This window comes from Mesorhizobium sp. M0106 (genome assembly GCF_040322715.1).
In the GTDB taxonomy this organism is placed as follows: Bacteria; Pseudomonadota; Alphaproteobacteria; order Rhizobiales; family Rhizobiaceae; genus Mesorhizobium.
This window is the reverse complement of the sequence record NZ_JAMYUA010000006.1, coordinates 132,053-155,275: the sequence shown is the minus strand read 5'-3', so window position 1 is coordinate 155,275 and position 23,223 is coordinate 132,053. Positions and strand designations below refer to the sequence as shown.

27 protein-coding genes and 1 pseudogene are annotated in these 23,223 nt (G+C 62.8%); 16 read left to right on the top strand and 12 right to left on the bottom strand.

All coding sequences use genetic code 11. The annotated features are described in order from the left end of the window. Positions 1 to 56: 56 nt before the first annotated feature. The 9 genes from NKJ55_RS08940 to NKJ55_RS08900 are packed head-to-tail and all read left to right on the top strand — an operon-like array spanning position 57 to position 6,359. Positions 57 to 536, top strand: coding sequence for a c-type cytochrome (locus NKJ55_RS08940; protein WP_502904468.1), 480 nt, complete (start codon positions 57 to 59; stop codon positions 534 to 536). Beyond that, a complete protein-coding gene (locus NKJ55_RS08935; RefSeq protein WP_352449570.1) occupies positions 533 to 1,681 on the top strand; it encodes a hypothetical protein in 1,149 nt (382 codons plus the stop codon). Before NKJ55_RS08940 ends, NKJ55_RS08935 begins: the two co-directional genes overlap by 4 nt. Next, positions 1,674 to 2,126 carry a hypothetical protein gene (locus NKJ55_RS08930; RefSeq protein WP_352449569.1) on the top strand — a complete coding sequence of 151 codons (453 nt, stop codon included), beginning with the start codon at positions 1,674 to 1,676 and terminating at the stop codon, positions 2,124 to 2,126. The genes NKJ55_RS08935 and NKJ55_RS08930 overlap by 8 nt, the downstream gene beginning before the upstream one ends. Then, positions 2,123 to 2,872, top strand: coding sequence for an SCO family protein (locus tag NKJ55_RS08925; RefSeq protein ID WP_352449568.1), 750 nt, complete (start codon positions 2,123 to 2,125; stop codon positions 2,870 to 2,872). The genes NKJ55_RS08930 and NKJ55_RS08925 overlap by 4 nt, the downstream gene beginning before the upstream one ends. Next, positions 2,869 to 3,450, top strand: coding sequence for a cytochrome c oxidase subunit II (locus tag NKJ55_RS08920; protein ID WP_352449567.1), 582 nt, complete (start codon positions 2,869 to 2,871; stop codon positions 3,448 to 3,450). Before NKJ55_RS08925 ends, NKJ55_RS08920 begins: the two co-directional genes overlap by 4 nt. Continuing rightward, entirely contained in the window at positions 3,435 to 3,839 is a 405-nt protein-coding gene (locus tag NKJ55_RS08915) for a c-type cytochrome (RefSeq protein WP_352449566.1), read from the top strand. The genes NKJ55_RS08920 and NKJ55_RS08915 overlap by 16 nt, the downstream gene beginning before the upstream one ends. Then, on the top strand, positions 3,836 to 5,473 hold the full coding sequence (gene ctaD / locus NKJ55_RS08910; RefSeq protein ID WP_352449565.1) for a cytochrome c oxidase subunit I: 1,638 nt from the start codon (positions 3,836 to 3,838) through the stop codon (positions 5,471 to 5,473). Before NKJ55_RS08915 ends, ctaD begins: the two co-directional genes overlap by 4 nt. Next, positions 5,470 to 6,108, top strand: coding sequence for a cytochrome c oxidase subunit 3 (locus NKJ55_RS08905; protein WP_352449564.1), 639 nt, complete (start codon positions 5,470 to 5,472; stop codon positions 6,106 to 6,108). The genes ctaD and NKJ55_RS08905 overlap by 4 nt, the downstream gene beginning before the upstream one ends. Further along, the gene (locus NKJ55_RS08900; protein WP_023677081.1) at positions 6,105 to 6,359 is read left to right on the top strand and encodes a cytochrome C oxidase subunit IV family protein; all 255 of its coding nucleotides are present in this window, start codon (positions 6,105 to 6,107) and stop codon (positions 6,357 to 6,359) included. The genes NKJ55_RS08905 and NKJ55_RS08900 overlap by 4 nt, the downstream gene beginning before the upstream one ends. 47 nt (positions 6,360 to 6,406) lie before the next feature. Here NKJ55_RS08900 and NKJ55_RS08895 read toward each other — a convergent pair whose 3' ends face one another. The 4 genes from NKJ55_RS08895 to NKJ55_RS08880 all read right to left on the bottom strand — a co-directional run bounded on the left by NKJ55_RS08895 (position 6,407) and on the right by NKJ55_RS08880 (position 9,453). Further along, complete coding sequence (locus tag NKJ55_RS08895) at positions 6,407 to 6,694, bottom strand: hypothetical protein (RefSeq protein WP_352449563.1); 288 nt, start codon at positions 6,692 to 6,694, stop codon at positions 6,407 to 6,409. 212 nt (positions 6,695 to 6,906) lie between these two features. Then, positions 6,907 to 7,089: a hypothetical protein gene (locus NKJ55_RS08890; protein WP_352449562.1), complete on the bottom strand. Its 183-nt coding sequence runs from the start codon at positions 7,087 to 7,089 to the stop codon at positions 6,907 to 6,909. A gap of 84 nt (positions 7,090 to 7,173) precedes the next feature. Next, a complete protein-coding gene (locus NKJ55_RS08885; protein ID WP_352449561.1) occupies positions 7,174 to 8,574 on the bottom strand; it encodes a phospholipase D family protein in 1,401 nt (466 codons plus the stop codon). A gap of 63 nt (positions 8,575 to 8,637) precedes the next feature. Then, entirely contained in the window at positions 8,638 to 9,453 is an 816-nt protein-coding gene (locus NKJ55_RS08880) for an endonuclease/exonuclease/phosphatase family protein (RefSeq protein ID WP_023677076.1), read from the bottom strand. Positions 9,454 to 9,696: 243 nt separating this feature from the next. Here NKJ55_RS08880 and NKJ55_RS08875 point away from each other — a divergent pair, with 243 nt between their 5' ends. Continuing rightward, positions 9,697 to 10,599 (top strand): alpha/beta fold hydrolase, encoded by a 903-nt coding sequence (locus tag NKJ55_RS08875; protein ID WP_352449560.1) that lies wholly within the window; start codon positions 9,697 to 9,699, stop codon positions 10,597 to 10,599. 63 nt (positions 10,600 to 10,662) lie between these two features. Then, positions 10,663 to 11,073, top strand: a complete 411-nt coding sequence (locus tag NKJ55_RS08870) for a DUF427 domain-containing protein (protein ID WP_352473066.1) — start codon at positions 10,663 to 10,665, stop codon at positions 11,071 to 11,073. A 31-nt stretch (positions 11,074 to 11,104) separates the two neighbouring features. Here the strand turns inward: NKJ55_RS08870 and NKJ55_RS08865 are convergent, their stop codons facing one another. The 4 genes from NKJ55_RS08865 to ku all read right to left on the bottom strand — a co-directional run bounded on the left by NKJ55_RS08865 (position 11,105) and on the right by ku (position 14,424). Then, entirely contained in the window at positions 11,105 to 11,521 is a 417-nt protein-coding gene (locus NKJ55_RS08865) for an HD domain-containing protein (protein ID WP_352449558.1), read from the bottom strand. 128 nt (positions 11,522 to 11,649) lie between these two features. Further along, entirely contained in the window at positions 11,650 to 12,021 is a 372-nt protein-coding gene (locus NKJ55_RS08860; protein WP_352449557.1) for an avidin/streptavidin family protein, read from the bottom strand. A 75-nt stretch (positions 12,022 to 12,096) separates the two neighbouring features. After that, complete coding sequence (locus NKJ55_RS08855; protein ID WP_352449556.1) at positions 12,097 to 13,497, bottom strand: PAS domain-containing HWE histidine kinase family protein; 1,401 nt, start codon at positions 13,495 to 13,497, stop codon at positions 12,097 to 12,099. Positions 13,498 to 13,590: 93 nt separating this feature from the next. Continuing rightward, on the bottom strand, positions 13,591 to 14,424 hold the full coding sequence (gene ku, locus NKJ55_RS08850; protein WP_352449555.1) for a non-homologous end joining protein Ku: 834 nt from the start codon (positions 14,422 to 14,424) through the stop codon (positions 13,591 to 13,593). Positions 14,425 to 14,544: 120 nt separating this feature from the next. On the opposite strand from ku, the gene NKJ55_RS08845 reads away from it, so the two are divergent. Next, a complete protein-coding gene (locus NKJ55_RS08845; RefSeq protein WP_352449554.1) occupies positions 14,545 to 15,009 on the top strand; it encodes an NUDIX hydrolase in 465 nt (154 codons plus the stop codon). A gap of 54 nt (positions 15,010 to 15,063) precedes the next feature. Here NKJ55_RS08845 and NKJ55_RS08840 read toward each other — a convergent pair whose 3' ends face one another. Further along, on the bottom strand, positions 15,064 to 15,666 hold the full coding sequence (locus tag NKJ55_RS08840) for an alpha-ketoglutarate-dependent dioxygenase AlkB (protein ID WP_352449553.1): 603 nt from the start codon (positions 15,664 to 15,666) through the stop codon (positions 15,064 to 15,066). Between the two features lie 111 nt (positions 15,667 to 15,777). On the opposite strand from NKJ55_RS08840, the gene NKJ55_RS08835 reads away from it, so the two are divergent. Together NKJ55_RS08835 and NKJ55_RS08830 are read left to right on the top strand one after the other, a co-directional pair. Then, on the top strand, positions 15,778 to 15,993 hold the full coding sequence (locus tag NKJ55_RS08835; protein WP_352449552.1) for a KTSC domain-containing protein: 216 nt from the start codon (positions 15,778 to 15,780) through the stop codon (positions 15,991 to 15,993). Between the two features lie 160 nt (positions 15,994 to 16,153). After that, positions 16,154 to 16,310, top strand: a pseudogene (locus NKJ55_RS08830) (histidine kinase); the annotation flags it as partial. A 37-nt stretch (positions 16,311 to 16,347) separates the two neighbouring features. Here NKJ55_RS08830 and NKJ55_RS08825 read toward each other — a convergent pair. Then, the gene (locus tag NKJ55_RS08825) at positions 16,348 to 17,529 is read right to left on the bottom strand and encodes an acetate/propionate family kinase (RefSeq protein ID WP_352449551.1); all 1,182 of its coding nucleotides are present in this window, start codon (positions 17,527 to 17,529) and stop codon (positions 16,348 to 16,350) included. Continuing rightward, positions 17,529 to 19,940: a phosphoketolase family protein gene (locus tag NKJ55_RS08820; protein ID WP_352449550.1), complete on the bottom strand. Its 2,412-nt coding sequence runs from the start codon at positions 19,938 to 19,940 to the stop codon at positions 17,529 to 17,531. The genes NKJ55_RS08825 and NKJ55_RS08820 overlap by 1 nt, the downstream gene beginning before the upstream one ends. Positions 19,941 to 20,242: 302 nt before the next feature. Between NKJ55_RS08820 and NKJ55_RS08815 the strand changes: the two genes are divergently transcribed. Both NKJ55_RS08815 and NKJ55_RS08810 read left to right on the top strand, forming a co-directional pair. Beyond that, on the top strand, positions 20,243 to 22,243 hold the full coding sequence (locus NKJ55_RS08815; RefSeq protein ID WP_352449549.1) for a protein-L-isoaspartate(D-aspartate) O-methyltransferase: 2,001 nt from the start codon (positions 20,243 to 20,245) through the stop codon (positions 22,241 to 22,243). Between the two features lie 48 nt (positions 22,244 to 22,291). After that, positions 22,292 to 22,537 (top strand): hypothetical protein, encoded by a 246-nt coding sequence (locus tag NKJ55_RS08810; protein WP_023720508.1) that lies wholly within the window; start codon positions 22,292 to 22,294, stop codon positions 22,535 to 22,537. Between the two features lie 120 nt (positions 22,538 to 22,657). On the opposite strand, the gene NKJ55_RS08805 is transcribed toward NKJ55_RS08810, so the two are convergent. After that, positions 22,658 to 23,149 (bottom strand): DUF1772 domain-containing protein, encoded by a 492-nt coding sequence (locus NKJ55_RS08805; protein ID WP_352449548.1) that lies wholly within the window; start codon positions 23,147 to 23,149, stop codon positions 22,658 to 22,660. Between the last annotated feature and the right edge of the window lie 74 nt (positions 23,150 to 23,223).

The window sequence follows — 23,223 nt, the reverse complement described above, 5'->3', positions numbered from 1 at the left end:
ACGTGCGCACGATCCTGCTGTCGGCAGCCTTGCTGGTCGCCGGCTGCCGGCAGGACATGGAGGACCAGCCGCGCTACGATCCGCTCGAAAGCAGCAACCAGTTCGCCGACGGCATGTCGGCGCGGGCGCCGGTCGAGGACACGGTCGCACGCGATGCCGATCTTTCGCCGGTACCCGACACGTTTCCCTATCCGGTCACGATGACGCTGCTGCGGCGAGGCCAGCAGCGCTTCGACATCTTCTGTTCGCCTTGCCACGGCCGCGCCGGCGACGGCCACGGCATGATCGTCGAGCGGGGCTTTCCGGCGCCGCCGACCTATCACAAGGACGCGTTGCGCAAGGCGAGCGACAGGCATTTCTACGACGTCATCAGCAACGGCTATGGCGCCATGTATTCCTACGCGGCGCGTGTCCCGCCTGCCGACCGCTGGGCGATCGTCGCCTACATCCGCGCCCTGCAATATTCGCGCGATGCACCAATTGCCGAGCTGCCGGAAAGCCTCCGCGCCGAGCTCAATGCGGAGCCGGATCGATGATGCGGGCGATGATGCGGCTTGCCGCCGAACGTTTGATTTTGCCGGCGCTTGCCGTGGCCGCCGTAGGACTTGTGCTTTGCGCCACGGGATTGGCCTTCGACTTCAGAGCCATGTTGGCCGGCTGGCTGCCTGCGGCGCTCTTCCTGCTCGGCCTACCGCTCGGCGCGCTGACCATCCTGATGGTGCATGGGCTGACCGGCGGCCGCTGGGGCGAGGCAATCCGCCAGCCGCTGCGCGCGCTCGTCGCGACGCTGCCGCTGGCGCTGCTTCTGCTGCTGCCGGTTCTGGTCTGGCTTGACCTGGTCTTTCCTTGGGCGAGTGCCGACGCGGCTGCATTGCCTGAGACGGTGCGCCAGAAATTCTTCTATCTGAACGTTCCGTTCTTTTTGCTGCGCTTTGCCGCCTGCGGCGCGATCTGGCTGGTGTTGGCGTGGCGTGTGCTCGACTGGACAACGGCCGATGGCGGCCACGGCAGCGCCGGCCGCGGCAAGGCCTATGCCGCTGGATTGATTGCGCATGGGCTGGCGGTCACGATCTTTGCCATCGATTGGATGCTCTCGCTCGAGCCGGAGTTCTCCTCGACCATCTATGCGCTGCTGGAAGCGTCCGCCGAAGTCGTTGGCGCTTACGCCCTGGCGATGACGGTACTGTGCGTGAACCGCTCGATCGAGGTCATGCCGGGCGGCGAGGAGGATGTCGCGCTCGGCGAGGATTTGGCCAACATGCTGTTCGGCTTCGTGTTGCTCTGGACTTACCTGTCGTTCATGCAATGGCTGGTGACCTGGGGCGGCGACCTGCCGAACGAGATCCGTTGGTACCTCATCCGCAGCAGCAATGGCTGGCAGTATCTGCTCTGGCTGCTGATTGCGCTGCAATTCGCGGTCCCCTTTGCCGGGCTGCTCAGCCGGGATCTGAAGCGCAGCCATGCCGGCCTGCTGTCGATCTGCGGCATCGTGCTGGCTGGCCACTACGTCGATGTCCTTTGGCGGATCAGACCGCCGTTGGCGGACGGTAATGTGATCGCATTCTGGTACGATCTTGCCGCGCTGGCAGGAGCTGGCGGCCTCTGGCTTGCGCTGCTGCTTTTCGTGCTTGGCCGGCCGGACCGGATCGCCCTCTGGTGCCGGAGGCCAGTCCATGGCTAGGGCAGCCCGCCATCCCGAAACGCGCGACGTCTGGCCGGGCGCGCTGCTTGCCTTCGCGGCCGGCCTGCTGCTGCTCCTGGCCGCAACAATCATCGTCCCCGGGTTCATCTTCGACACCAGGCCGTTCTGGCCGCTGCCGGGACCGTCATCGGTCGGCAACCGGGGCAGTCCAGCCTTGCAGCGCTTTCCGGAAGACGACCTTGTCGCTTTCCGCAAGGCGGAGGAGCAGGAACTGAACAAGGTCGGCTGGGTCGACCGCGCGGCTGGCATCGCCCGCATTCCGATCGAAGACGCCATGTGGGCGATCGTCAGCCATGGTTTGCCGAACTGGGGGCAGCCGGCGCCGACCGCCGGCGCCGACTGCCGATTGGTCGAGGCCGAGATACCACGCGCGCCAAAGGCCGCCCGCTGCCGGACCGCGCCAGGCCAGGGAGGCCGGCCGTGAAGGCCTGGCTAACCGCTTTTTCCCTTCTCGCGGCACTGCCGGCCATTGCCTTCGCACGCCCGGCCTTCGATCCCGAGATCGGCGCGCAGCTCAGCCTCGACCGGGTGTTTCGCGATGCGTCCGGCGAGCAGCGCACGATCGGCCAAATGCTTGCCGGCCGGCCGGCGCTGCTGATTTTCGGCTACGACAAATGCCCGAACCTTTGTGGTGTGACCCAACAGGCGGTCGCCTCGGATTTGACAAAGACCTCGCTCGACCCCGACACCTATCGCGCTTTGTTCGTCTCGATCGATGCCGCCGACACACCCGAAGATGCGAGCGATGCGCAAGCCACGGTCGCCGCGGCGGCCGACGCGAGGAACCTGTCGGCGTGGCGGTTCCTGACAAGCGCCGACGGCGCCGGCGGCGCCCTTGCCGCGGAAGCCGGCATCAGTTTCGACACCCGCGCCCGGATCGACCAATTCGCCCATCCGATCGCGGTCATCGCGCTGACGCCAAAAGGCCGGATAGCGCAGGTGCTGCCGGCGCTGAGCTTCACGCCGCGCGATCTTGAGCTTGCCCTTGTCGAGGCATCTTCCGGCAGGCTCGGCTCGATCGCCGATCATGTCTTCCTGCTCTGCGCCGGCTTCGATGCGTCCAAGGGGCGATATACGCCGGCGATCTGGGCTGCGTTGAAGCTCGCCAGCATCGTGATGGTGGTGGGGTTGGCGACGGCCATACTGCTGGCGCGCGGGAGGCGGGCGTGAGCTTCGGCATCCGGTTTTTCCCGCAGGAAGCCTCGTCCATCGCAGGCAGCGTCGATGCCTTGTTCTACACATTGCTGGCTTTCGCAGTCGCGCTCGGCCTGTTCCTGACCGTTCTCGTTGTCGGCTACGCCGTCAAATATCGTATCGGCTCCGCAGCCGACCGTACCGGGGCGCGTGCCCGCAGCCTGCCGCTGGAGATGGCGTGGACCATTGCCAGCCTGGTGATGGCCTTCATCTTCTTCGGCTGGGGCGCAGTCCTTTTTGTCCGGCGCGACCGTCCGCCACCGGACGCCGTCGAGATCGCCGGCTTCGGCAAGCAATGGATTTGGCAATTCCGCCATCCCGGCGGCCAGCGCGAGATCAACGAGCTGCACGTGCCGGTCGGCAAGGCGGTGGTGGTGTCGCTGGCATCACAGGACGTCATCCACTCCTTCTACGTGCCAGCCTTTCGGGTCAAGCAGGATGCCGTTCCCGGACGCACGGCCAATGTCTGGTTCATCGCCACGCAGCCGGGGCTTATCACCTGTTCTGCGCCGAATATTGCGGCACGCAGCATTCCGAGATGGGCGGCTGGGTGACGGTGCTGGCGCCGGAGCAATATGCATCATGGCTCGGCAGTCAAGGTGAAGGCGAAAGCCTTGCCACGAGCGGCGGGAAACTGTTCCGCGCGCTCGGCTGCTCCGGCTGTCACGGCAATTCCAGCAAAGTGCGGGCGCCCGGCCTCGATGGGGTTTTCGGCCAGCCGGTGGCGTTGGCCAACCGGCAGACGGTCATCGCCGACGAACGCTATCTGCGCGATTCGATCCTTGTCCCGAACAAGGAAATCGCCGCCGGCTACCAGCCGGTGATGCCGAGCTTCGACGGTCTCGTTGACGAAGCCGAACTGCAGATGCTGATGGCCTATCTCAAATCCCTATCGCTCCAATCTCCCTCGTTCCCGGCGGCAAAAAACGAGGCGCCGCAATGAGCAGCGATTTGGCGTCGGCAAGCTATCTCGCAGAAGGTGCCGGGCCGCGCTCCTGGCTGCTAACAACCGACCACAAACGGGTGGCGTGGCTCTATTTCGTCTCGCTGACGGCCTTCTTCTTCCTCGGCGGAACCTTTGCCGTGCTGATGCGCATCGAGCTTGCGACGCCCGCCGGCGACCTGGTCTCCGACGATGTCTACAACCGGCTGTTTTCGCTGCACGGCATCATCATGGTGTGGTTCTTCCTGGTGCCGTCGATCCCGGCAACGCTCGGCAATTTCCTGCTGCCGCTGATGATCGGCGCGCGCGACCTCGCCTTTCCCCGGCTCAACCTGGCAAGCTGGTACGTCTTCATGTTCGGCAGCCTGTTCGCGCTCGCCTCGGTGGTTTTGGGTGGCGTCGACACCGGCTGGACCTTCTACACGCCGCTGTCGACGCTCTATGCCAACGGGTTTGTCTCGACCGCGGCATTCGGCGTTTTCATCGTCGGCTTTTCGACGATCATGACCGGCATCAATTTCATCGTCACCGTCCACACTTTGCGAGCGCCTGGCCTCACCTGGTTCCGGCTGCCGATCTTCGTCTGGACCCTGTACGCCACCAGCCTGGTGATGGTGCTGGCGACGCCGGTGCTTGCAGCATCGCTGATCCTCATCGTGCTGGAGCGCGTCTTCGGCATCGGCATCTTCAATCCCGACCTCGGCGGCGATCCGCTGCTGTTCCAGCATCTGTTCTGGTTCTACTCGCACCCCGCCGTCTACATCATGATCCTGCCAGGCATGGGAGTGGTCTCGGAAGTGCTGCCTTGCTTTAGCCGCCGGCCGCTGTTCGGCTACAAGGCCGTCGCCCTGGCTTCGATGGCTATCGCCGTCTTCGGCTTTCTCGTCTGGGGCCACCACATGTTCGTCAGCGGGCAGTCGGCCTATGCCGGCGTGGTGTTTTCGTTCCTGTCCTTCTGCGTCGCGATCCCATCGGCGATAAAGGTCTTCAACTGGAGCCTGACGCTGCGCAAGGGCGAAATCAGCTTCGAGACGCCGATGCTTTATGCGCTGTTCTTCCTGGCATTGTTCACCTTCGGCGGGCTGGCCGGCCTTTTCCTTGCCGCGCTCGCCATCGACGTCCACGTTCACGACACCTATTTCGTCGTCGCCCATTTCCACTACATCATGGTAGGCGGCATGGTGACCGCCTACATGGCAGGGCTGCATTTCTGGTGGCCGAAACTCACCGGCCGAATGTATTCGGAGGTTTGGGGGCGTATAGCCGCGGCGGTCACCTTCATCGGCTTCAACCTGACCTTTTTTCCGCAATATGTGCTCGGCTTTCTGGGCATGCCGCGGCGCTACCATACCTATCCGCCGGAATTCGCTTTCTGGCACATCCTGTCGTCGGCTGGCGCCGTGGTGCTGGCGATCGGCTATCTGATGCCGCTCCTCTATTTGGCGTGGTCGCTGTTTCGAGGCGCGCGAGCCCCGGACAATCCGTGGCGAGCCACCGGGTTGGAATGGCAAACAAGCTCGCCGCCGCCGGCGCATAATTTCAATCGCACGCCGGCCGTCACCAGACCAGCCTACGACTATCCGATGAAAGGCCTGACCGAGAAACGGTCGGACCCGGTGGAGGATCTGGTTTGAAGTCACCAACGACAAGCATCGCCTTCGACCGGCCGGCTCGCGAAACGGCAGCCGACAGCTTTGCCATGTGGGTGTTCATCGGCTCCGAGGCGATGCTGTTCGGCGCCATCCTGCTCGTCTTCATGTTTGCCAGGTTGAGTTACGGCGACGCCTTCGCCGGCGCGGCGAAGCGTCTGTCGCTGCCATTGGGCACCGCCAACACCGTCGTCCTGATCACCAGCAGTTTCGCCATGGCACTCGCCCACATGTACACGACCGCGAGGCGATGGCGCGCCGCCGGATGGGCACTGGCTGCGACGGCCCTGCTCGGCGTCGTCTTCCTGGCGATCAAGGCGACGGAGTACGCCAGGGAATTCGGCGAAGGGCTGGCGCCGGTGCTCGGCGCACCTTTCATCTATAAGGGCCCGGATCCTGTTCATGCCGAATTCTTCTTCGGCCTCTATTTCGCGATGACGTCACTGCACGCGCTGCATCTGATTTGCGGCGTAATCGTGATCGGCGGCATCCTCGCGCTGTGGCCACGCACGATCGAGGCCAGCCGGTTCCGGCGCGTGCAGGCAATCGGCCTCTATTGGCATTTCGTCGATATCGTCTGGGTCTTCCTGTTCCCCGTCCTCTATCTGATCAACAGATGAGCGAGTTCCGCAAACTCACGCTTGCTTATATCGGGCTTTTAGCCTTGCTGGCCCTGACCGTCGGCTCGTCCTTCCTCGCGCTCGGCGGCTTCAATTCGGCACTCAATCTGGTGATCGCCGCGGCCAAGACTGCCGTCATCGCCATCCTGTTCATGCATCTGGCCAGCGACGGCGTCCTGCCGCGTCTTGCGGTCGCTGCTGCCGGGTTTTGGCTGATGATCCTGTTCGGGCTGACGCTGATCGGACAATAGGCCGAAGCGGCGCACCTCGTGATGCCTTGCCTGCGCTCGGACCGGCCTCATACGGCCCGCTTTTGCCCGGCCGCCAGCGTAGAAATCTTTTGGCCGTGGCCATTGAGTTGCCGGGCCTCGTCCTCGGCTGCGTCTTCGAGCTTGGCGACGAGCAGATCCTTGAGGTCGCCAACCTCTTCCTCGATGTCTTCGATGGGTACGCCGGCATCGGCCGCCTCTTCCTTGCATTCCCTGGCGAGGATTTCCGCCTCCCTTTCAAGCTTGATCGGAGGCGGCGGCACATGAACGTTTTCGTGGATCCAGTCCTGCAAGAATTCTATCGCACTGTCACTCATGGCGCTCACCTATAGCGGCAACCCTGTAGTGCACATTAACGTACGTGCTGCAAAATGGATGCTTGGCAACGCCGGATTTCGGGTAGCGATACTTGACGATAGCGTGATCGCTTAGGAACTGGAGCTTCTGCAGCCAAATGGAATCACTTGGCGTCGCGGAATTGCGTCTAACCAGACAGTTGGAGCGGGATCTAATTTGAAAGCATCCCGCCCTAAGACGTGTTGCGCCGACGCGCCGGTGTTGCTCGATTCGGATCGCTTGTCGGCCGACCATCGTCGTCGGCAGCAGCCGGTCGTGTCGGCCGCTCAGCGGCGCGGTCGGCGCGCATTTTGCGTTTATGCGCCATCCAGAACGGCAAGAGCTCGGCAAGAAAACTGTATATCGTGGTCTTCATCGGCATGCTCCGGACAACGGTTACAACTCGTGGTCCCGCATTTCCGTTCCGACAAAGAGTTCCGTTCCGACAAATCCGTCGCTTCTACAATTGCGATTCGATCGGCAGGCAGCCAACCAGCGCTGCAACGATGCGCCGATAGAGACTGGCCTCCGGTTCACGCGAATATTGACGCATCTCGCCATCCGCCATGCCGAGCCACCGCAAGGCCCCTTTGTCCAGGACCAGTTGATAGCTCGTCTGCGGCGACTTTTCGTGCTCGAACAGCCGGCGCAACTCCATCACCAGATTGGCATCGTGGAAAAGCACGCCCATTTCCGCATTCAACGACACCGAACGCGGATCGAAATTGAAGGAACCGACAAACCCCAGCGTGTCGTCGACCGTAAAGGCTTTGGTATGGAGGCTGGCTCCCTTTGAGCCGAAAACGGAGATGTTGGCCTGGCGGTTGAAGGGTTGCAATTCGAAAAGCTGGATACCTTTTTTAAGCAGCTTGCGGCGGTATCTGGCATAGGCGCCGTGCACGGCGGCGACGTCCGTCGCGGCGAGCGAGTTGGTGAGGATTGCAACCTCGGCGCCACGATCCACCAGCTTCGACAGGATGGCCAACCCGGTGCGGCCGGGGATGAAATAGGGCGAGACGATTTCGAGGCGCTGCCTGGTCGCCGCGATAGCGGGAAGCAGCTCTTTGGTCAGCCAGTTCCTGCGCCGCTTGCCGCGCACCTTTTCCGGCGGATCGGAAATGACGCGAACGCCTTTCGTCCAGCAGACGTCGCTGTGCGCTGCAATGAACTCCGTGATCGTGCGCCAGGCACTGAGGCTGTTCAAAAGCTGGCCGTCCGCGGTCGCATCGAGATTGTCGAGGAAATCGGCGCGCGAGCCCACCGCAGCCGGGTTGAGCAGCTGGATCGGCTTTGCCGCCTCGCAATTCCAGAACGCCTCGAAGATCTGCATCGTCTGCCCTACGGCAGGACCGAGAAGCAACAGGTCGAGATCACGGAAATTTGTCTCCGCGGCGTCGAAATAGGCATCGCCGATATTTCTTCCTCCGACGATGGCCAGGCTCCCGTCGGCGATCCAGGCCTTGTTGTGCATGCGGCGGGTCATCGCAAACAGCCGGGCGACCATCTCCAGCGAGCGAAAGATGCTGCCGTTCCTCATGCCGCTGGGGTTGAACAGCCTCAGCTCGATGTTCTTGTAGCTGTTGAGCGCCAGGTAAGCGGCGTCGCTGTTGCGCGGATTGATATCGTCCAGCAGCATGCGGACGCGGACACCGCGCTCCGCCGCCTTGACGACCTCCTGCATCAGCAGCCGGCCGCTATGGTCGTCGTGCCAGAGATAGTACATCAGGTCGAGGCTGCTGGTGGCACTGCGCGCGGCAAGGATTCGTGCGGCAAACGCGTCATAATTGTCGGCGATCAGCACCAGCCCGCTATTGCCGGCAGCGATCTTGTCCCGGGCAAACCGCGAAATGGCTGTATCCATAAAGTGCACCGACAAACATCAGCGAAGCAAACCGTCTGAAATCTGACTAACAACCCTTCAGGTTCATTCTGGTTGCAGTCGCGGCTGCCTTATCGCGTCAAGGTTCAGTCGGGCCTTGATGGGCAGATGGTCGGAGGCGCGCTGCGCCAGCGGCGTCTTGTGCACCTCGATGCTGGAAATCAGGTGCGGCGGCCTGGCCAGGATGCGGTCGAGCGCAAACAGCGGAAAGCGCGACGGAAAGCTCGGCAGAACCGCATCGATCGGACCGAAATGCGGCAGCAGGGCCAGCAGCGAAGACCTGTTGCGGACGCGCCATTCGTTGAGGTCGCCAAGCAGGATTGTTGGCCGCAGAACCGGGTGCGTGGCTTCGACAAGTGCGTTGGCTTGCTGCGAGCGCGAGCGCCGCAGCAAGCCGAAATGCGCGGCTATGATCCTGAGCGAGACGCCCTTCAGCTCCAGGTCCGCAATCACCGCGCCGCGCGGCTCGAGGCCGGGCAGCCGGATCTGGTTCACGCTTTCGACCACGCCGCGGCGTGCCAGGATCAGATTTCCATGCCAGCCATGGCTGCGGCGGTTTTCCGGGATGTGTGTGGGGACGAGATCGCTGTCGCGCTCGAGTGCTGCGAGATCCAGCAATCCCTGCCTGCTTCCGGTTCTTTCGTCGGCCTCCTGCAAAGCGATGATGTCGGCGTCGAGTTCCTTGACCACGGCCGCGACCCGCTCCGGATCGAACCTGCCGTCGGTGCCGACGCATTTATGCACATTGTAGGATGCGACCGTAGTGCATGAAATTTCATTGCCGGGTGCCGCAAACCGCGGCACTTCCCTTCGCAGCGCAGCGCCAAGCGACCTTGGGAGGGTAGGCGATCGATCCAGCATGTGGTCCATTTGCTGTTGAGTCGGCGAGTGGCGGCCATTGCGATTATGGCGCGTGCGGAGGTCTGAAACAACGACGACCTTGGAAAACCGTTCCCGTCGGTCTTCTTCCACCGCGAGCAGCGGTGAGGTTTCATTGGAAGTCCGCCTCTGTCATGGAACAATCGCAGCCGCGCGCGGTTCAGCAAACTTGCGCCGAAAACGATCTGACGCCATGCGGCGTGATCGAAACGGGATGGCCGGATCATGGAAACACCCACCTTCTGCACCACGCCGTTGCTGCGCATCGCGTACATCGCCGGTGGCCCTGGAGCCGGCGCGCCCGTTCTGCTTCTCCACGGCTGGCCGGACGACGCAACCACCTTCACGCGCATTGCGCCTGTCCTGCATCGTGCCGGCTTCCGCACCTTTGCGCCGTGGCTGCGTGGGTTCGGCAAAACCACCTTCCTGTCGGACGAGACCATGCGATCCGGTGAAATTGCCGCCATGGCTCAGGACGTGATCGATTTCGCCGACGCATTTGGCCTCGGCCGTTTTGCGGTCGTAGGCCACGATTGGGGCGCGCGGATCGCTTACCTGCTCGCCTCGGTATTTCCCGAACGGATACGGTGCTGCTCGGCATTGTCGCTTGGCTGGCAGCCGGGCGAATTCGCAACGCCGCCGTTGGACGAGGTCAGGGCATTCTGGTACCAATGGTTCATGGCAACGGATCGCGGCGCCGAGATCGTTCGCCAGCAAGGTAAGGCGTTCGCGCATTTTCAATGGGAAAGCTGGAGCCCGCCCGGCTGGTTCGAGGAAGAGCTTTTTGACAGCGTTGCCGCTTCCTTCGAAAATCCCGATTGGGCCGACGTGACGTTGCACTCCTACAGGGTTCGCTGGGGCGAAGCCGATCCCGATCCGCGCTACGCCGATCTTGCCCGGCGCCAGATTTCCGCCAAGTCCATTCCCGCGCCTACTCTGACGATCCACGGCGATGCCGACCGCGTTGTGCTGCCGCAATCGTCCGAAGGCAAGGAACTATACTTCACGGCCCATTACGAGCGCCAGCTTCTGGCTGGCATCGGCCACTTTCCGACGCGCGAAGCACCCGAGCGCGTTGCCGATCACCTTGTCGGGTTCCTCGACAGTTTCGGAAGAGGAGAAGCGTAGAACTGGAACCCTGACCGGCGATAGTACGTTTCGGGAAGGCAGCGCAGTCAACGGAGAAGTCGAATGCAGTCCTTAGCCGCAGATTCCGCCCCCCGCCCAGGCCCGCTCAGGATTGTCCCGTTTGATGGAACCGTGACCGTCCGGTTCTCCGATGCCATTATTGCGTCGAGCGAGCGGGCAAAGGTGCTCTATGAGGACGGCCATGATCCTGTTTTCTACATACCCTTCGAGGACATCTATTTCGACCTCTTGGAGAAGACGAACACAACGAGCCACGGCCCGCTGAAGGGCACGGCAAGCTATTGGCGTGTTCATGCGGTCGGTTCGTCGGCAGAAGACTTCATGTGGGCCTACGAGACGCCCGACACCCCGGCATTGGCGATCGCCCGCCATGGTGCGTTCGATCCCGGCAGGGCGCGGATCGACGCCGATCCCGCGGAAGACAAGCGGCACACGCCGCACGTCACCGAGTAGACCCACATCGGCGACAGCCGCCAGCTGTCCGTCAGCTCGCGAACTCTTCCCTGAGAATGCGCAGGCCGTCTTCGTATTTCGCTGTCGAGGCACCGATCTGCCGTGCCTGCCATAGATTGTCGGCGAGATCGGCGCGCTTGACCGGCAACGCCAGCGGGTTGGCCGCAGCCCTGCGAACGAACGCGGCATCGCCCTCGTTCGGCCGCCGCGTCATGGCATCGACGGCCGATACGATGGACGGTCCAAACCCGGCCGCCTCAAGCCGGTCGCGGTTCCAGCCGTCGCCTTTTTCGATGACGTCGTGAAGATAGGCGATGGCTTTCTGGTCGAGCGTTTCGACGGCATCGACAACCCGACGGCAATGTTCGATATAGGGCCGCCTTGTCTTGTCAGACTGTCCGGCATGGGCCTGTTCGGCGATTTTCGCTGCGCGATAAAGCACGCTCATTGGGTCGACCCCGTAACGAACAGCGCATGTCCTGGCTAACGCGCCATCGTCAGCGCGAGTTCCGATGCACCGCGGGAACCCTGCTGCCTCACTTGCGAGCTGAATGCCGCGGCGGCGGGCCCGACACGTCAGGAGACGCGTTCAAAACTGTCGAGGCTGGTTCCAAAGGCGCGCCAGGCGGGCAGTTTCCTGGCTCGGGCCGGGGCACCTTCCTTTTCCGCCGACAAAGCAGCATCCGCAACGGTGTGCCACAGCATCTCCAGCTTCCCGTTCCTGAGGATGCCGGTATAGCTCACCGCCGCGGCTCCGACCCGCCCTTCGGCCGCGCAGGTGAAGCCGATGACGTCTCCGTGGCAGGCTCCGAACAGCGGCACGGTCATGCCGAAGAAGGCGCTGTCCTCCAGCGCCGTCCTGAAGGTTCCGCTGATCCGTCCGCCCTCTTCGGTGGTCAGTTCGACGACCGACCCGTACTGATTCCGCCAGATGCCCAGCCAACTCATCGCTGCTCCTCCTGATTGCTACCAAAGGGATTGCGTTGCCACACGGCCGCCAAGCCGCGGCCGGTGTAGCGGCCTTCAATCAGCCGCGATGCCAGCCATCGACATCTGAACGAAGCGCAGCGGCGCTTCCAGCGTCCAAGTAATGCCGTGCCTGGCGAATTCCAGGCGGCCGGTGCCGCTGAGCGCCTGCGGCGTGACGCGTTTGAGCACAACCGTTCCGAAACCGCGTCGCGTGTTTTCATCCACCAATGGTCCGTCCAGTTCCCGCCAGACAAGGCGGAAGCCGTCGCTGCCATCGGCGGCTGGGGTCACGGTCCATTCGACCTCGACCCGTCCGTCATGGTGCGACAGCGCTCCGTGCTTTACCGAATTGGTGGCCAGCTCGTGAAAGGCAATGCCGAGATATTGCACCGCGTTCGGCTGCAGCATGATCGTCGGCCCGCTCATCGACAGACGGGCCTGTGTCGCGAAGGCCTTGGTCTGTGCATGGATCAATTCGCCGATGGTCGCGCCACGCCATTCCGCATCGACCAGGAGGTCGTGCGATTCCGAAAGCGCCATGATGCGTTCCCGGACCCGTGAAAGGAAGGCCTCTGGCGTACCCGCCAGCTTGCTGGTCTCGCGGATCATCGAGACGATCACCGAATACTGGTTTTTAACGCGATGGTTGACTTCGCGCATGAGTGTGCGGATGCGCCGTTCGCTTTCCTTGTGGGGGCTGATGTCGCGCGCGATCTTGGAGGCGCCGATGATACGCCCGATGCCGTCGCGTATCGGCGAGATGGTGAGCGAAACCGGAACCAAGGTGCCGTCCTTGCGCTGCCGAATAGTCTCGTATGAAGGAATCCGTTCGCCGGCGCGAATGCGGCTGATGATCATGGCTTCCTCATCCAGGTGGTCGGGCGGGATGAGGATCGTCACCGGGCGCCCGATCGCCTCGGCGGGCGTATAGCCGAACAGGCGTTGTGCCGCGTCGTTCCAGCTGGTGATAATGCCGTTCAGGTCTTTGGACACGATGGCGTCCATCGAGGATTCGACGATGGCGGCGAGCCTTATGCCGGCGTCGTCGGCCAGCGTCTGCACGCGCAGGTCGAGCAGGGTGTTGATGGCGCCGACAACCTCGCCGGCTTCATTGCGAAGCAGGACCGGATGCGCACTGAACGGGATGAGTTGGCCGTCCGGCCGCTCGGCGATGGCTCGGCCCCCACGAACGTCCCGCTCCTCGAGCAAGGCAACGGCCATTGGACACTCGTCATGCGTCATCGGTCGCCCGTCGAGGTGGCGAAGCTTCCATGACCCGCACCAGCGATCCTGGCCGATAACCGGACGATATCCCCAGAGATCGGCAGCGGCTTCGTTGAAGAAGGTGATGTAGCCTTGTTTGTCGGTAGTGTAGACGGCCACAGGCAACGCCTGCATCAGATCGGCGGAGGAAACTTGCGGGATCCCGCCAGTCCTTAGTTCAACGACGTCCACCAGTCCCCCGCTCCGCTTGGCTTGCCGACGGATTGCTACGTCATCTAAATGCGCGCGAGCGTTTTCGGTTCCGTTCGATCCGCTTTCGGACATTCAGGCTGATTTGCGTTTCGGGGCCGTTCTCGGCTTTTTGCTGGGAGCCTTGCCGCCTTCCTGCGCCAGGCTTTTGCGCAGAACATCGGCGAGATTGATGACGTTCGTCTTGGGCTCAGGTGCCGGCTTGGGCGGTTTCTTGCCCTTGCGCTTGGCCTCGATCATTGCAACCAGCGCCTTTTCATAAGTATCGTCGAACTTCGACGGGTCGAATTTGGCGGGCTTCCTGTCGATCAGCAATTGCGCGATTTCCAGCATCTCGGGATCTACCTTGCGAGCCTTCAGCCCTTCGAACACCGCGTCCGCCGCGACCACTTCATTGTGGTTGCGTAATTCCGTCATTACCATGCCCTTGCCCAGCGGTTGGATCAGCACCTCTCGGCCTCGCTGGTAGAGCACGACGCAGGAGCGGGCTGCTACCTTTTTCCTGGCCATGGCGTCCCGGATCACCGCGAAAGCCTCCGTGGAGGGCGCGTCGGCCGGAACGAGATAGTAGGGTTTTTCGAGGTAGCGTGCGTCGATTTCGGCGGCAGGCACGAACTCGCCGATTTCGAGCGTATGCTGCGATACCATCTTCAGTTTCTTGATTTCGTCCGGCTCTATATGGATGAACTCACCCTTTTCGACCTCATAGCCTTTTACCTGCTCGGCCGCCTCGACCGTGTCGCCGGTCTCCTCGTCTAGATAGGCGCTCTTGACCGGGAGACCGTCCTTGCGGTTCAGGATCCTGAAATGCACTTTCTCGGCCTCGCTGACGGCACCGATGATCTTGACGCCACAGGAAACCGATCCGACTTTCATAAAGCCCTTCCAGGCAGCTCGCGGCGTCGCCATGTCGATCACTCATTTGTCGAACGGACGGAACGGCTGCGCGCGGAAATCGTTCCGCCATGGCAGGCTGTTCCATATGCCGGCCCGGACGTTCGTTTCATTTTCGTCAGGGGAAATAGCGGAATGGCCCAACGCAGCGCAGGATTGCTCATCTTTCGCCGAAGGGAAGGACATCTCCAGATCTTGCTGGTGCATCCGGGCGGCCCATTCTGGGCGACGAAGGACGACGGCGCATGGTCGATCCCGAAGGGCTTGGTCGACGAGAACGAGGACGAGCTGGCGGCGGCAAAACGCGAGGCCGAAGAGGAGCTAGGCGTCGCCATCGATGGCGTTTTCGAACACCTTGGCAGCTACAGGCAGCCGGGCGGCAAGCTCGTCATCGCATGGTGCGTCGAGGCGGATTTCGACAGCGACGCCATCAGCAGCAACACCTTTGTCATGGAATGGCCGCCAAGGTCCGGCTCGATGAAGGAATTTGCCGAAGTCGACAAAGCGGGCTGGTTCTCCCTGCCTGAAGCCAACCTCAAGATCCTGAAAGGCCAGCGCGCCATGCTGGCGGACTTTGCCGGCCGGCATGGCGACGGATGAATTTGTTTCAGCCCAGTTCTTAGGGCAGTGCTCGGGCTTCCTCACCGCTCTGCTTTAAGCGCGTTGCGGCCGCAGCGTGCGCAACGTGATCGAGTAGCGATGCTCCGCCCCCGGCGGAATGCTGTGCTCCCATTCGCTGCGCGCGGCGCCCGTCATCAGATAGGCCGATCTTGGCTCGACGGTGACCGTCTTGCGGTCCCATCGCGTGCCGTTTTTCCGCCGCAGGCGAAAGCTGCAGGCGGCCAGCAGGGAAACACCGGCGACGGCCTCGAAATGAGGCTTGTCGCGGTGCCAGCCAATACCGGCGCCCGGCCGGTACTCGTTGATCAGCACCTGCACGAAGGTCTCGGCGGGCAGGCGGGCGAAGGCTGCAACCTTTTCCCTGAGCGGCAGCAGAAAGCCGGGTATCGGCGGTGCCTCGACGACTTCGCGCCGGTCGTAATCATAACGCAGCCCAAAACCGACCACCCGCCGGTTTGCCAGATGGCCGTGAAAGTCGAAGGCCTGAAAAGGCAGGCTTGCGAGCTGGCTCGCCAACGCTGCTTCTTCGTCCGGCGTGATCAGTTCGGGCCGGTAGCGGAATCCTTCCGGCAGATCGTCGGCGGCGGCAAAGAGATCGCCCTGGCGGGCTGCAGCCGATGTCTTGGGCGATGGCATCAACCGTATTTGGTAAAGCCGGCCCGTAGCGGCAAGGCTACTTCGGCAGGAAGGAACCTCGCTCTCCGTGCAGGGTTATTCACACGACGGGGTGGATTGGACCTGTCGAGGATGCCTTCAACTGCGATCAGAAGCATCGATTACCAACCGGCGACGAGGATCCTCTCCGTATGGTTCGTCCCGAGCGGAAACCGCTATGATTACGAGGACGTGCCGCCGCAGGTCCACGCGGCATTCCGCAAAGCCTCGTCAAAGGGCCGGTTCTTCAACGAGCATATTCGCGACCGGTACAAATACCATCTGGTCGAGCAGAGCCAGTCGAGCTGAGCCTTCAGCCGCTTCTCAACCACGATCTCGGCTCTCCGCCATGCCTGGCCGCGTGGTGGCAATGAGCGGCCTTCGCAGTTGGCGAGCGACCTGATATTGATCATGGTCCCACCCGAAACATCGAAAGCTTGGAATGTCCGCCGAGCCGAAAAAACCGAGCGAAGGCGAGACCTGGCCGAAACCCGGCAAGCTCGGAGCACTGATCGCTCAATCGCTGACCGAAAAATGCCAAAGCCCGGTTCGAGGTGGATTCTGCCCCCGGCAAAGGAACGCGGGTGACCATCGTGTTCAACAGATCGGCCGCCCTCGCGACGTAGCCGGTCGAGCAAGCGCCGCCATTCGAGGCCATCCGCCTCAGCCGGGCCCCTCCATCACCTTGCGCGTGTGGCGGGCGATGACACCTTCTTCGTCGGTCGCCACGACGCGGACTTCCACCTTGCTCTCCGCCTGGCTCATCAGCGCGGCATGAGAGCTGTTGGCGGCCTCGTCGATCGCCACGCCGAGCCAGTCAAGCCTGTCGCAAATCGCTTTACGGGCCGTGGCCGAGTGCTCGCCGATGCCGGCGGTGAACACCAGGCATTCCAGCCCGCCCAGCGTGTTGGCGAGGGCGGCAACTTCCCTGGCGGCGCGGAAGGCGAAAAGCTCCACCGCTTCGCGGGCCCGGCCGTCGTCGCTGGCTTCCAGCGAGCGCATGTCGCCGGAAATACCGGACACGCCGAGCAGCCCGGATTCCTCATAGAGCATGTGCTGCAGTGCCTCTCCCGAAACGCCTCTTTCCAGCAGCAGGTACAAAAGCACGCCCGGATCGATGGCGCCGCAGCGCGTGCCCATGACCAGGCCGTCAAGCGCCGAAAAGCCCATCGTCGTATCGACGCTGCGCCCGGCGCGCATGGCGCACAGGCTCGCCCCATTGCCGAGATGGGCGACGATGGTTCTTTTCGCCGCCAGATCGGGCGATATCTGCTTGAGCCGGCCGGCGACATATTCGTAGGAAAGCCCGTGAAAGCCGTAGCGGTGGATGCCGTCCGCCTCATAGCGGCGCGGCAGCGCGAAACGGCTGACCAGAGGCTCGATGGTCCGATGGAAGGCGGTGTCGAAGCATCCGACCTGCGGCAGGTCGGGCCGCAACGCGGCAAGCGCCCGGATCGGCGCGAGGCTGCGCGGCTGGTGCAGTGGCGCAAGCGGGGTCAGCCTGTCGAGAGCCTCGACAATTGTCGGCGTCAGGCGGACAGGTTCGACGAACTCGCGTCCGCCATGGACGATGCGATGGCCGGCGGCGATCAATTTCCTTCCGCCAAGTTCGTTCTCGATCCATTGCAGCATCTGGCCGATGCCTAAATCGGGCGATGCGTCTGCTGCAAGTGGCCGATCGCACTGCACCGCCCCATCGGCGGCTTTTGCGGTCAGCCTTGGCGCATCGCCCAAATCCAGCGAACCGCGCGAGGCAAGATCCAGCTCGGCGGACGCTTCAAGATCGTAAAGCCCGAACTTGATGCTGGAAGAGCCGGCATTCAGCGCGAGGATCGATCGTCGCATCAATCGCCGGCCCTCGTCGCGCCGTCCTGCGGCCAGGACCATTTCTGGATCTCGGGCATGTCCTCGCCATGTTCGCGGACATAGGCCGTGTGCTCAGCCAATTTCCCGTGCAACGCCGCGGCAAGATCCTTCGCCCGCTCGGCCAGCCCCGGCACACGCGCGATCGCGGCGAGCGCCAGATGATAGCGGTCGAGCTGGTTGAGCACCACCATATCGAACGGCGTCGTCGTCGTGCCTTCCTCGCGAAAGCCGTGCACATGCATGTTGTCGTGGTTGGCGCGCCGGTAGGTCAGACGGTGAATGAGATAGGGATAGCCGTGATAGGCGAAGATGACCGGCTTGGCCCTGGTGAACAGCGCGTCGAACCTGTCGTCGGCAAAGCCATGCGGATGCTCGGAATTCGACTGCAAAATCATCAGGTCGACGACATTGACGACGCGGATATTCAGGTCCGGAATGCCCGAGCGCAGGATATCGGCTGCAGCCAGCGTCTCCAGCGTCGGCACGTCGCCGGCGCAGGCCAGGACCACATCCGGATCTTCGTCCTTGGCAACCGTCCCGGCCCATTCCCAGATGCCGGCGCCGGCCTGGCAGTGTGCTTCCGCGCCTTCGGCGGACAGCCATTGCGGCGCCGGCTGCTTGCCGGCGACGATGACGTTGATGCGGTTGTAGGTTTTCAGGCAATGGTCGGTGATCCACAGCAGCGTGTTGGCGTCGGGCGGGAAATAGAGCCTTACCGTGTCGGCTTTCTTGTTGGCGACGAAATCGGCAAAGCCCGGGTCCTGATGGCTGAAGCCGTTGTGATCCTGTCGCCAGACATGCGAGGTCAGCAGGTAGTTGAGCGAGGCGATCGGCTTGCGCCAGGCAAGTTCGCCGGAGGTCTTCAGCCATTTGGCGTGCTGGTTGACCATGGAATCGACGATGTGGACGAACGCCTCGTAGCACGAGAACAGGCCGTGGCGGCCGGTCAGCAGATAGCCCTCCAGCCAGCCTTGGCAAAGGTGCTCGCTGAGCACTTCCATGACGCGGCCGTCGCGGGAAAGATGGACGTCGTAAGGCTCGATCCGCTCCATCCAGATCCGATCCGTGACCTCGAACACATCGTCGAGGCGGTTGGAGGACGTCTCGTCCGGCCCCATCAGTCGGAAATTCCTGGCATCGGCGTTCAAGCGGATCACATCGCGAAGATAGCTTCCGACGGTCCGCGTCGCCTCTCCGACAGCACCGCCCGGACGCTGTACGTCGAGCGCCAGGCCTTTCCAGTCGGGGAGCACCAGGTCTTGTTTCAGCAGGCCGCCATTGGCGTAGGGTATTGCACCCATGCGTCTTGACCCTGTGGGCGCCAGCGCCGCGAGCTCCGGCAGGAGATGGCCGCCTTTATCGAACAGTTTTTCCGGCTCGTAACTGCGCATCCAGTCTTCCAGGATCTGGCGGTGCGCCGCATCGCCGCGTGCATTCGACACCGGCACTTGATGCGAACGCCAGAAATCCTCCACCTTCTTGCCGTCGACCTCTTTCGGCCCAGTCCAGCCCTTTGGGCTGCGCAGCACGATCATCGGCCACAGCGGCCGCTCTCCCTTCCAGCCCGCGGCTCTTGCAGGCTCCTGGATGGAGTGGATCCGGTCGAGCACGGTATCGAGCGTGCGGGCCATCTCGCGGTGCATCGTGGCAGGTTCATGACCTTCGACAAAGAAGGTCTCGTAGCCATAGCCGAGGAACAGGCTGCGCAACGCCTCGTCTTCCATGCGGCCGAGGATCGTCGGGTTGGCGATCTTGTAGCCGTTGAGATGCAGGATCGGCAGGACGGCACCGTCGGATGCCGGGTTCAGGAACTTGTTGGAATGCCAGGCCGCGGCGAGCGGGCCGGTCTCGGCTTCGCCGTCGCCGACGACGCAGGCAACCACAAGGTTCGGATTGTCGAAGGCGGCGCCGAAGGCATGGACCAGCGCATAGCCGAGCTCTCCGCCTTCGTGGATCGAGCCGGGCGTCTCCGGAGCCGCGTGGCTCGGCACTCCGCCGGGAAACGAGAACTGCCGGAACAGCTTGCGCAGGCCGTCTTCGTCCCCGCCGACCTCGGGATAGATTTCGCTGTAGGTGCCCTCGAGCCAGGTGTTCGCGACCATTGCCGGGCCGCCGTGACCCGGCCCGCAGATGAACAGGACATCGAGACCACGTTCACGGATAATCCGGTTTAAATGCACATAGATGAAATTGAGGCCGGGCGTCGTGCCCCAATGGCCGAGCAGCCGTGGCTTGATGTGCTCGGGCCGCAAGGGCTCACGCAAGAGCGGATTGTCGAGCAGATAGATCTGGCCAACCGAAATGTAGTTCGCGGCGCGCCAGTAGCGGTCCATCAGATCGACCTGGTCAAGGCCGGTTGTTTGCGCAGTGGTGCGAGCCTCGTCGTTCATGGAAATGCCTCCGGAATACCCTCGTCCGTCGTTATCTGGGGTGGCGTCGCGTCGGAGAAAGGATTTGCCTCGAAATAAGTTTGGGCGGCGTGGCCAGCGCCCGCTTGCCGATCCTGCAACCCGCCTCGCCACACAAAAGCGGGTCGGTCTTTTGGGGAACCTCGGGGCTTGCTAACGGTTAGGGAGATGCACCGCATTGCTTGAATCCAAAGGGACTGCCGAGGCCCTGAGATACGAGCCGGCCGAGGTGGCGTTGAGCAGCTTGGGCGATTGTAGCGGAGGCCCATAGGAGGAGCAAAAAGATGCTCGATCTCTCCCATGCCCGCAACCAAATGGTCGACATCCACTTGAGCCGCCGTGGCATTCGCGACCGCAATGTCCTTCAGGCGATGCGCGAGGTCCCGCGCGAGGCTTTCGTCGAGCCTGGTTTCGAAGAATTCGCCTATGAGGACGGGCCGCTGCCGATCGCCGAAGGTCAGACGATATCGCAGCCCTATATCGTTGCATTCATGATCGAAATGGCGGAGATCGGAGCCGGCGACCACGTCCTAGAGGTCGGCACCGGCTCGGGCTATGCGGCTGCCGTAATGAGCCGGATCGTCGAACGCGTCTACACGATCGAGCGCCACGCCGCGTTGGCTGAAACGGCAAGGCAGCGGTTCAAAAAGCTTGGCTACGACAATATCGAAGTCCGCACCGGCGACGGCACCAAGGGCTGGCCCGAGGCGGCACCCTTCGATGCGATCCTGGTTGCGGCCGCCGGCCCCGGCGCGCCGCTCGCCCTGCAGGAACAGCTCGACGTCGCTGGCCGGCTTGTCATCCCGGTCGGCGATGAATTCGACTCGCAGCGCCTGCTCAAGGTCACCCGCACCGGCGCCGCAACCTACACCGAGGAGGATTTCGGCGGCGTGCGGTTTGTTCCGCTGATCGGCGAGCAAGGCTGGGGCGAGCCAGGCAGCGACAGCCAAATAGCGGCCGATCTTCCGCACCGGCATCAGCGCAGGAGCAGCTTGCCGCAGATGATAGCGGCCGCCGCCGAACCGCTTCCGGATTTCGACGATCCGGCCTTCGGTGCGCTGTTCGACCGGTTTGCCGACCGCCGCGTCGTCTTGCTCGGCGAAGCCAGCCACGGCACATCGGAGTTCTATCGTGCGCGCGCGGCGATCACTCGCACGCTGATCGAGAAGCATGGCTTCACCATCGTCGCGGTCGAGGCCGACTGGCCCGATGCCGCGGCGATCGACCGCTACGTCCGCCATCGGCCGCCGCGGCCCGGCGCCGATCCGCCGTTCCAGCGCTTTCCCACCTGGATGTGGCGCAACACCGATGTCGCCGTGTTCGTCGACTGGATGCGACAGCATAATGAGCGGATCAGGCTATCCTCCCGGCGGGCCGGGTTCTATGGCCTCGACATCTACAATATGGGTGGATCGATAGCGGCGGTCCTGCAATATCTCGATCGGGTCGACCCACAGGCCGCAAGGATCGCGCGCGAACGCTATGGCTGCCTGACGCCGTGGCAGAACGACCCGGCCACCTATGGCCGTGTCGCACTCACCTCCGGTTACCAGAAATGCGAGAAGGCCGTGCTCGAGCAATGCCGGGAACTGCTTTCCAGAGAGCTCGACTACGCGCAGCAGGACGGCATCGATTTCCTCGACGCGAGCCAGAATGCCCGCCTGGTCGCCTCCGCCGAGCGTTATTACCGCACTATGTATTATGGCGGCGCGCAATCCTGGAACCTGCGCGACACCCATATGTTCGAAACGCTGGAGCACCTGCTGCAGGCCCGCGGCCCGAACGCCAAGGCGGTGGTGTGGGCACATAATTCCCATATCGGCGATGCCCGCTACACCGAGATGGGGATCGTCAGGGACGAACTGAACATCGGCCAGCTCTGCCGCCAGCGTTTTGGCGACGAGGTTGCCTTGATCGGGCTCAGTACGCATTCCGGGACGGTGGCCGCCGCCACCGACTGGGACGGCGACATGGAAGTGAAACCGGTTCGGCCTTCCCACAACGACAGCTATGAGCGGCTTTGCCACGACAGCGGCGTCTCGCCTTTCCTGCTCGATTTCGAGCGCGACGACACGCTGCGCGAACGGCTTCTGGAGCGCCGGCTGGAACGCTTTATCGGCGTCATCTACCGGCCCGAAACCGAGCTCCACAGCCATTATGCGGACGCCTCGCTCGCCCGCCAGTTCGATGCTTTCGTCTGGTTCGATGAAACCAGTGCCGTGACGCCGCTTGGGCCGGAACATGTTGGGACAGGCCTTCCCGAGACCTATCCTTTCGGGCTGTAGCGAATTTGGACCCTGGCAAAGCGGAAAATCAAAAGAAGGAGGTCACCGATGGCCGGAAAAAAGACTCATGAGCAGCAATTGCGCATTATCGAAGAGCGCGAGAACACGAAAAACGCCGGCAAGGATTTCGACGCGGAAGCGGATTTGAAAAAGACCAGGCAAGAGCGCGAGGCGTTCCGGCGCGGTGCCGAGCTCAGATCGGACCCGAAGGACATTGCCGATCCCGACGACCGCAACATCATCCGCGGCGAGCACCAGGAAAGCGCCCACAACAAGCATCGCGCCGACCGCTGAAATGGCAGGATCGCTTGACGTTAAGACAATACGGCCGCCGGGTCCGTTCTCTGATCTGACGGATGCAGCGTTCGTAGCCGCAAATTGGCGGACGAGGGCGCCGTCTTGATCTCCTCGGCGCTATTCGGCAAAAAATGTCGCGGCGATAGCAATTGAGACGAGGCTCAGCATCGCCAGGCCTGCCCTGGCGACATGCGAAGCCTCCCAGACGTTGCGCAAGTCTCTCCAGTCGCCGGTCTGCTTTCGAGAGAACATTGAAAAAAACGTCGCGGCTGATTGCGGCATGGCAACGTCTTGCACCCAGAAATTATTGACGGGATGCGTGATCAACCAATAGGTCGCATGTTCCGCCAGCAGGAAGGCAAGCGCCGCCAGGGTCCACCAGAATCGAGCGCTTGGATAAGGCGTCAGGTAGAGCAGGATGGCGAGGGCAATGATGCCGCCGATTTCGGCGAAGCCGCCGATCGTGAAGCCGGGATAATAGATCGCCTGCACTGATTTGTAGGTGGCCTCCTTGAGGCGCAACTTGCCGGGCAATTCCAGTGCGTGCGCGAGCGAGAGCGCCATCGAGACGGCGACCAGAAGAAGGGTGGCGATCATCAATGCGCGCATGCTCCTGCTCCCGACCATGTCAAGGTGCGCGCGTAGATAGGGTCGTTGGTGATCCGGAAAAGGCAACGACACCC

Coding starts and splice junctions, on each gene's coding strand:
- ctaD (WP_352449565.1), top strand. CDS start 3,836: ATGAGCAGCGATTTGGCGTCGGCAAGCTATCTCGCAGAAGGTGCCGGG.
- NKJ55_RS08930 (WP_352449569.1), top strand. CDS start 1,674: ATGGCTAGGGCAGCCCGCCATCCCGAAACGCGCGACGTCTGGCCGGGC.
- NKJ55_RS08835 (WP_352449552.1), top strand. CDS start 15,778: ATGCCTTCAACTGCGATCAGAAGCATCGATTACCAACCGGCGACGAGG.
- NKJ55_RS08870 (WP_352473066.1), top strand. CDS start 10,663: ATGCAGTCCTTAGCCGCAGATTCCGCCCCCCGCCCAGGCCCGCTCAGG.
- NKJ55_RS08890 (WP_352449562.1), bottom strand. CDS start 7,089: ATGAAGACCACGATATACAGTTTTCTTGCCGAGCTCTTGCCGTTCTGG.
- NKJ55_RS08810 (WP_023720508.1), top strand. CDS start 22,292: ATGGCCGGAAAAAAGACTCATGAGCAGCAATTGCGCATTATCGAAGAG.
- NKJ55_RS08845 (WP_352449554.1), top strand. CDS start 14,545: ATGGCCCAACGCAGCGCAGGATTGCTCATCTTTCGCCGAAGGGAAGGA.
- ku (WP_352449555.1), bottom strand. CDS start 14,424: ATGGCGACGCCGCGAGCTGCCTGGAAGGGCTTTATGAAAGTCGGATCG.
- NKJ55_RS08815 (WP_352449549.1), top strand. CDS start 20,243: ATGCTCGATCTCTCCCATGCCCGCAACCAAATGGTCGACATCCACTTG.
- NKJ55_RS08940 (WP_502904468.1), top strand. CDS start 57: ATGGAGGACCAGCCGCGCTACGATCCGCTCGAAAGCAGCAACCAGTTC.
- NKJ55_RS08935 (WP_352449570.1), top strand. CDS start 533: ATGATGCGGGCGATGATGCGGCTTGCCGCCGAACGTTTGATTTTGCCG.
- NKJ55_RS08820 (WP_352449550.1), bottom strand. CDS start 19,940: ATGAACGACGAGGCTCGCACCACTGCGCAAACAACCGGCCTTGACCAG.
- NKJ55_RS08825 (WP_352449551.1), bottom strand. CDS start 17,529: ATGCGACGATCGATCCTCGCGCTGAATGCCGGCTCTTCCAGCATCAAG.
- NKJ55_RS08805 (WP_352449548.1), bottom strand. CDS start 23,149: ATGCGCGCATTGATGATCGCCACCCTTCTTCTGGTCGCCGTCTCGATG.
- NKJ55_RS08860 (WP_352449557.1), bottom strand. CDS start 12,021: ATGAGTTGGCTGGGCATCTGGCGGAATCAGTACGGGTCGGTCGTCGAA.
- NKJ55_RS08840 (WP_352449553.1), bottom strand. CDS start 15,666: ATGCCATCGCCCAAGACATCGGCTGCAGCCCGCCAGGGCGATCTCTTT.
- NKJ55_RS08915 (WP_352449566.1), top strand. CDS start 3,435: ATGGGCGGCTGGGTGACGGTGCTGGCGCCGGAGCAATATGCATCATGG.
- NKJ55_RS08865 (WP_352449558.1), bottom strand. CDS start 11,521: ATGAGCGTGCTTTATCGCGCAGCGAAAATCGCCGAACAGGCCCATGCC.
- NKJ55_RS08885 (WP_352449561.1), bottom strand. CDS start 8,574: ATGGATACAGCCATTTCGCGGTTTGCCCGGGACAAGATCGCTGCCGGC.
- NKJ55_RS08875 (WP_352449560.1), top strand. CDS start 9,697: ATGGAAACACCCACCTTCTGCACCACGCCGTTGCTGCGCATCGCGTAC.
- NKJ55_RS08880 (WP_023677076.1), bottom strand. CDS start 9,453: ATGCTGGATCGATCGCCTACCCTCCCAAGGTCGCTTGGCGCTGCGCTG.
- NKJ55_RS08895 (WP_352449563.1), bottom strand. CDS start 6,694: ATGAGTGACAGTGCGATAGAATTCTTGCAGGACTGGATCCACGAAAAC.
- NKJ55_RS08900 (WP_023677081.1), top strand. CDS start 6,105: ATGAGCGAGTTCCGCAAACTCACGCTTGCTTATATCGGGCTTTTAGCC.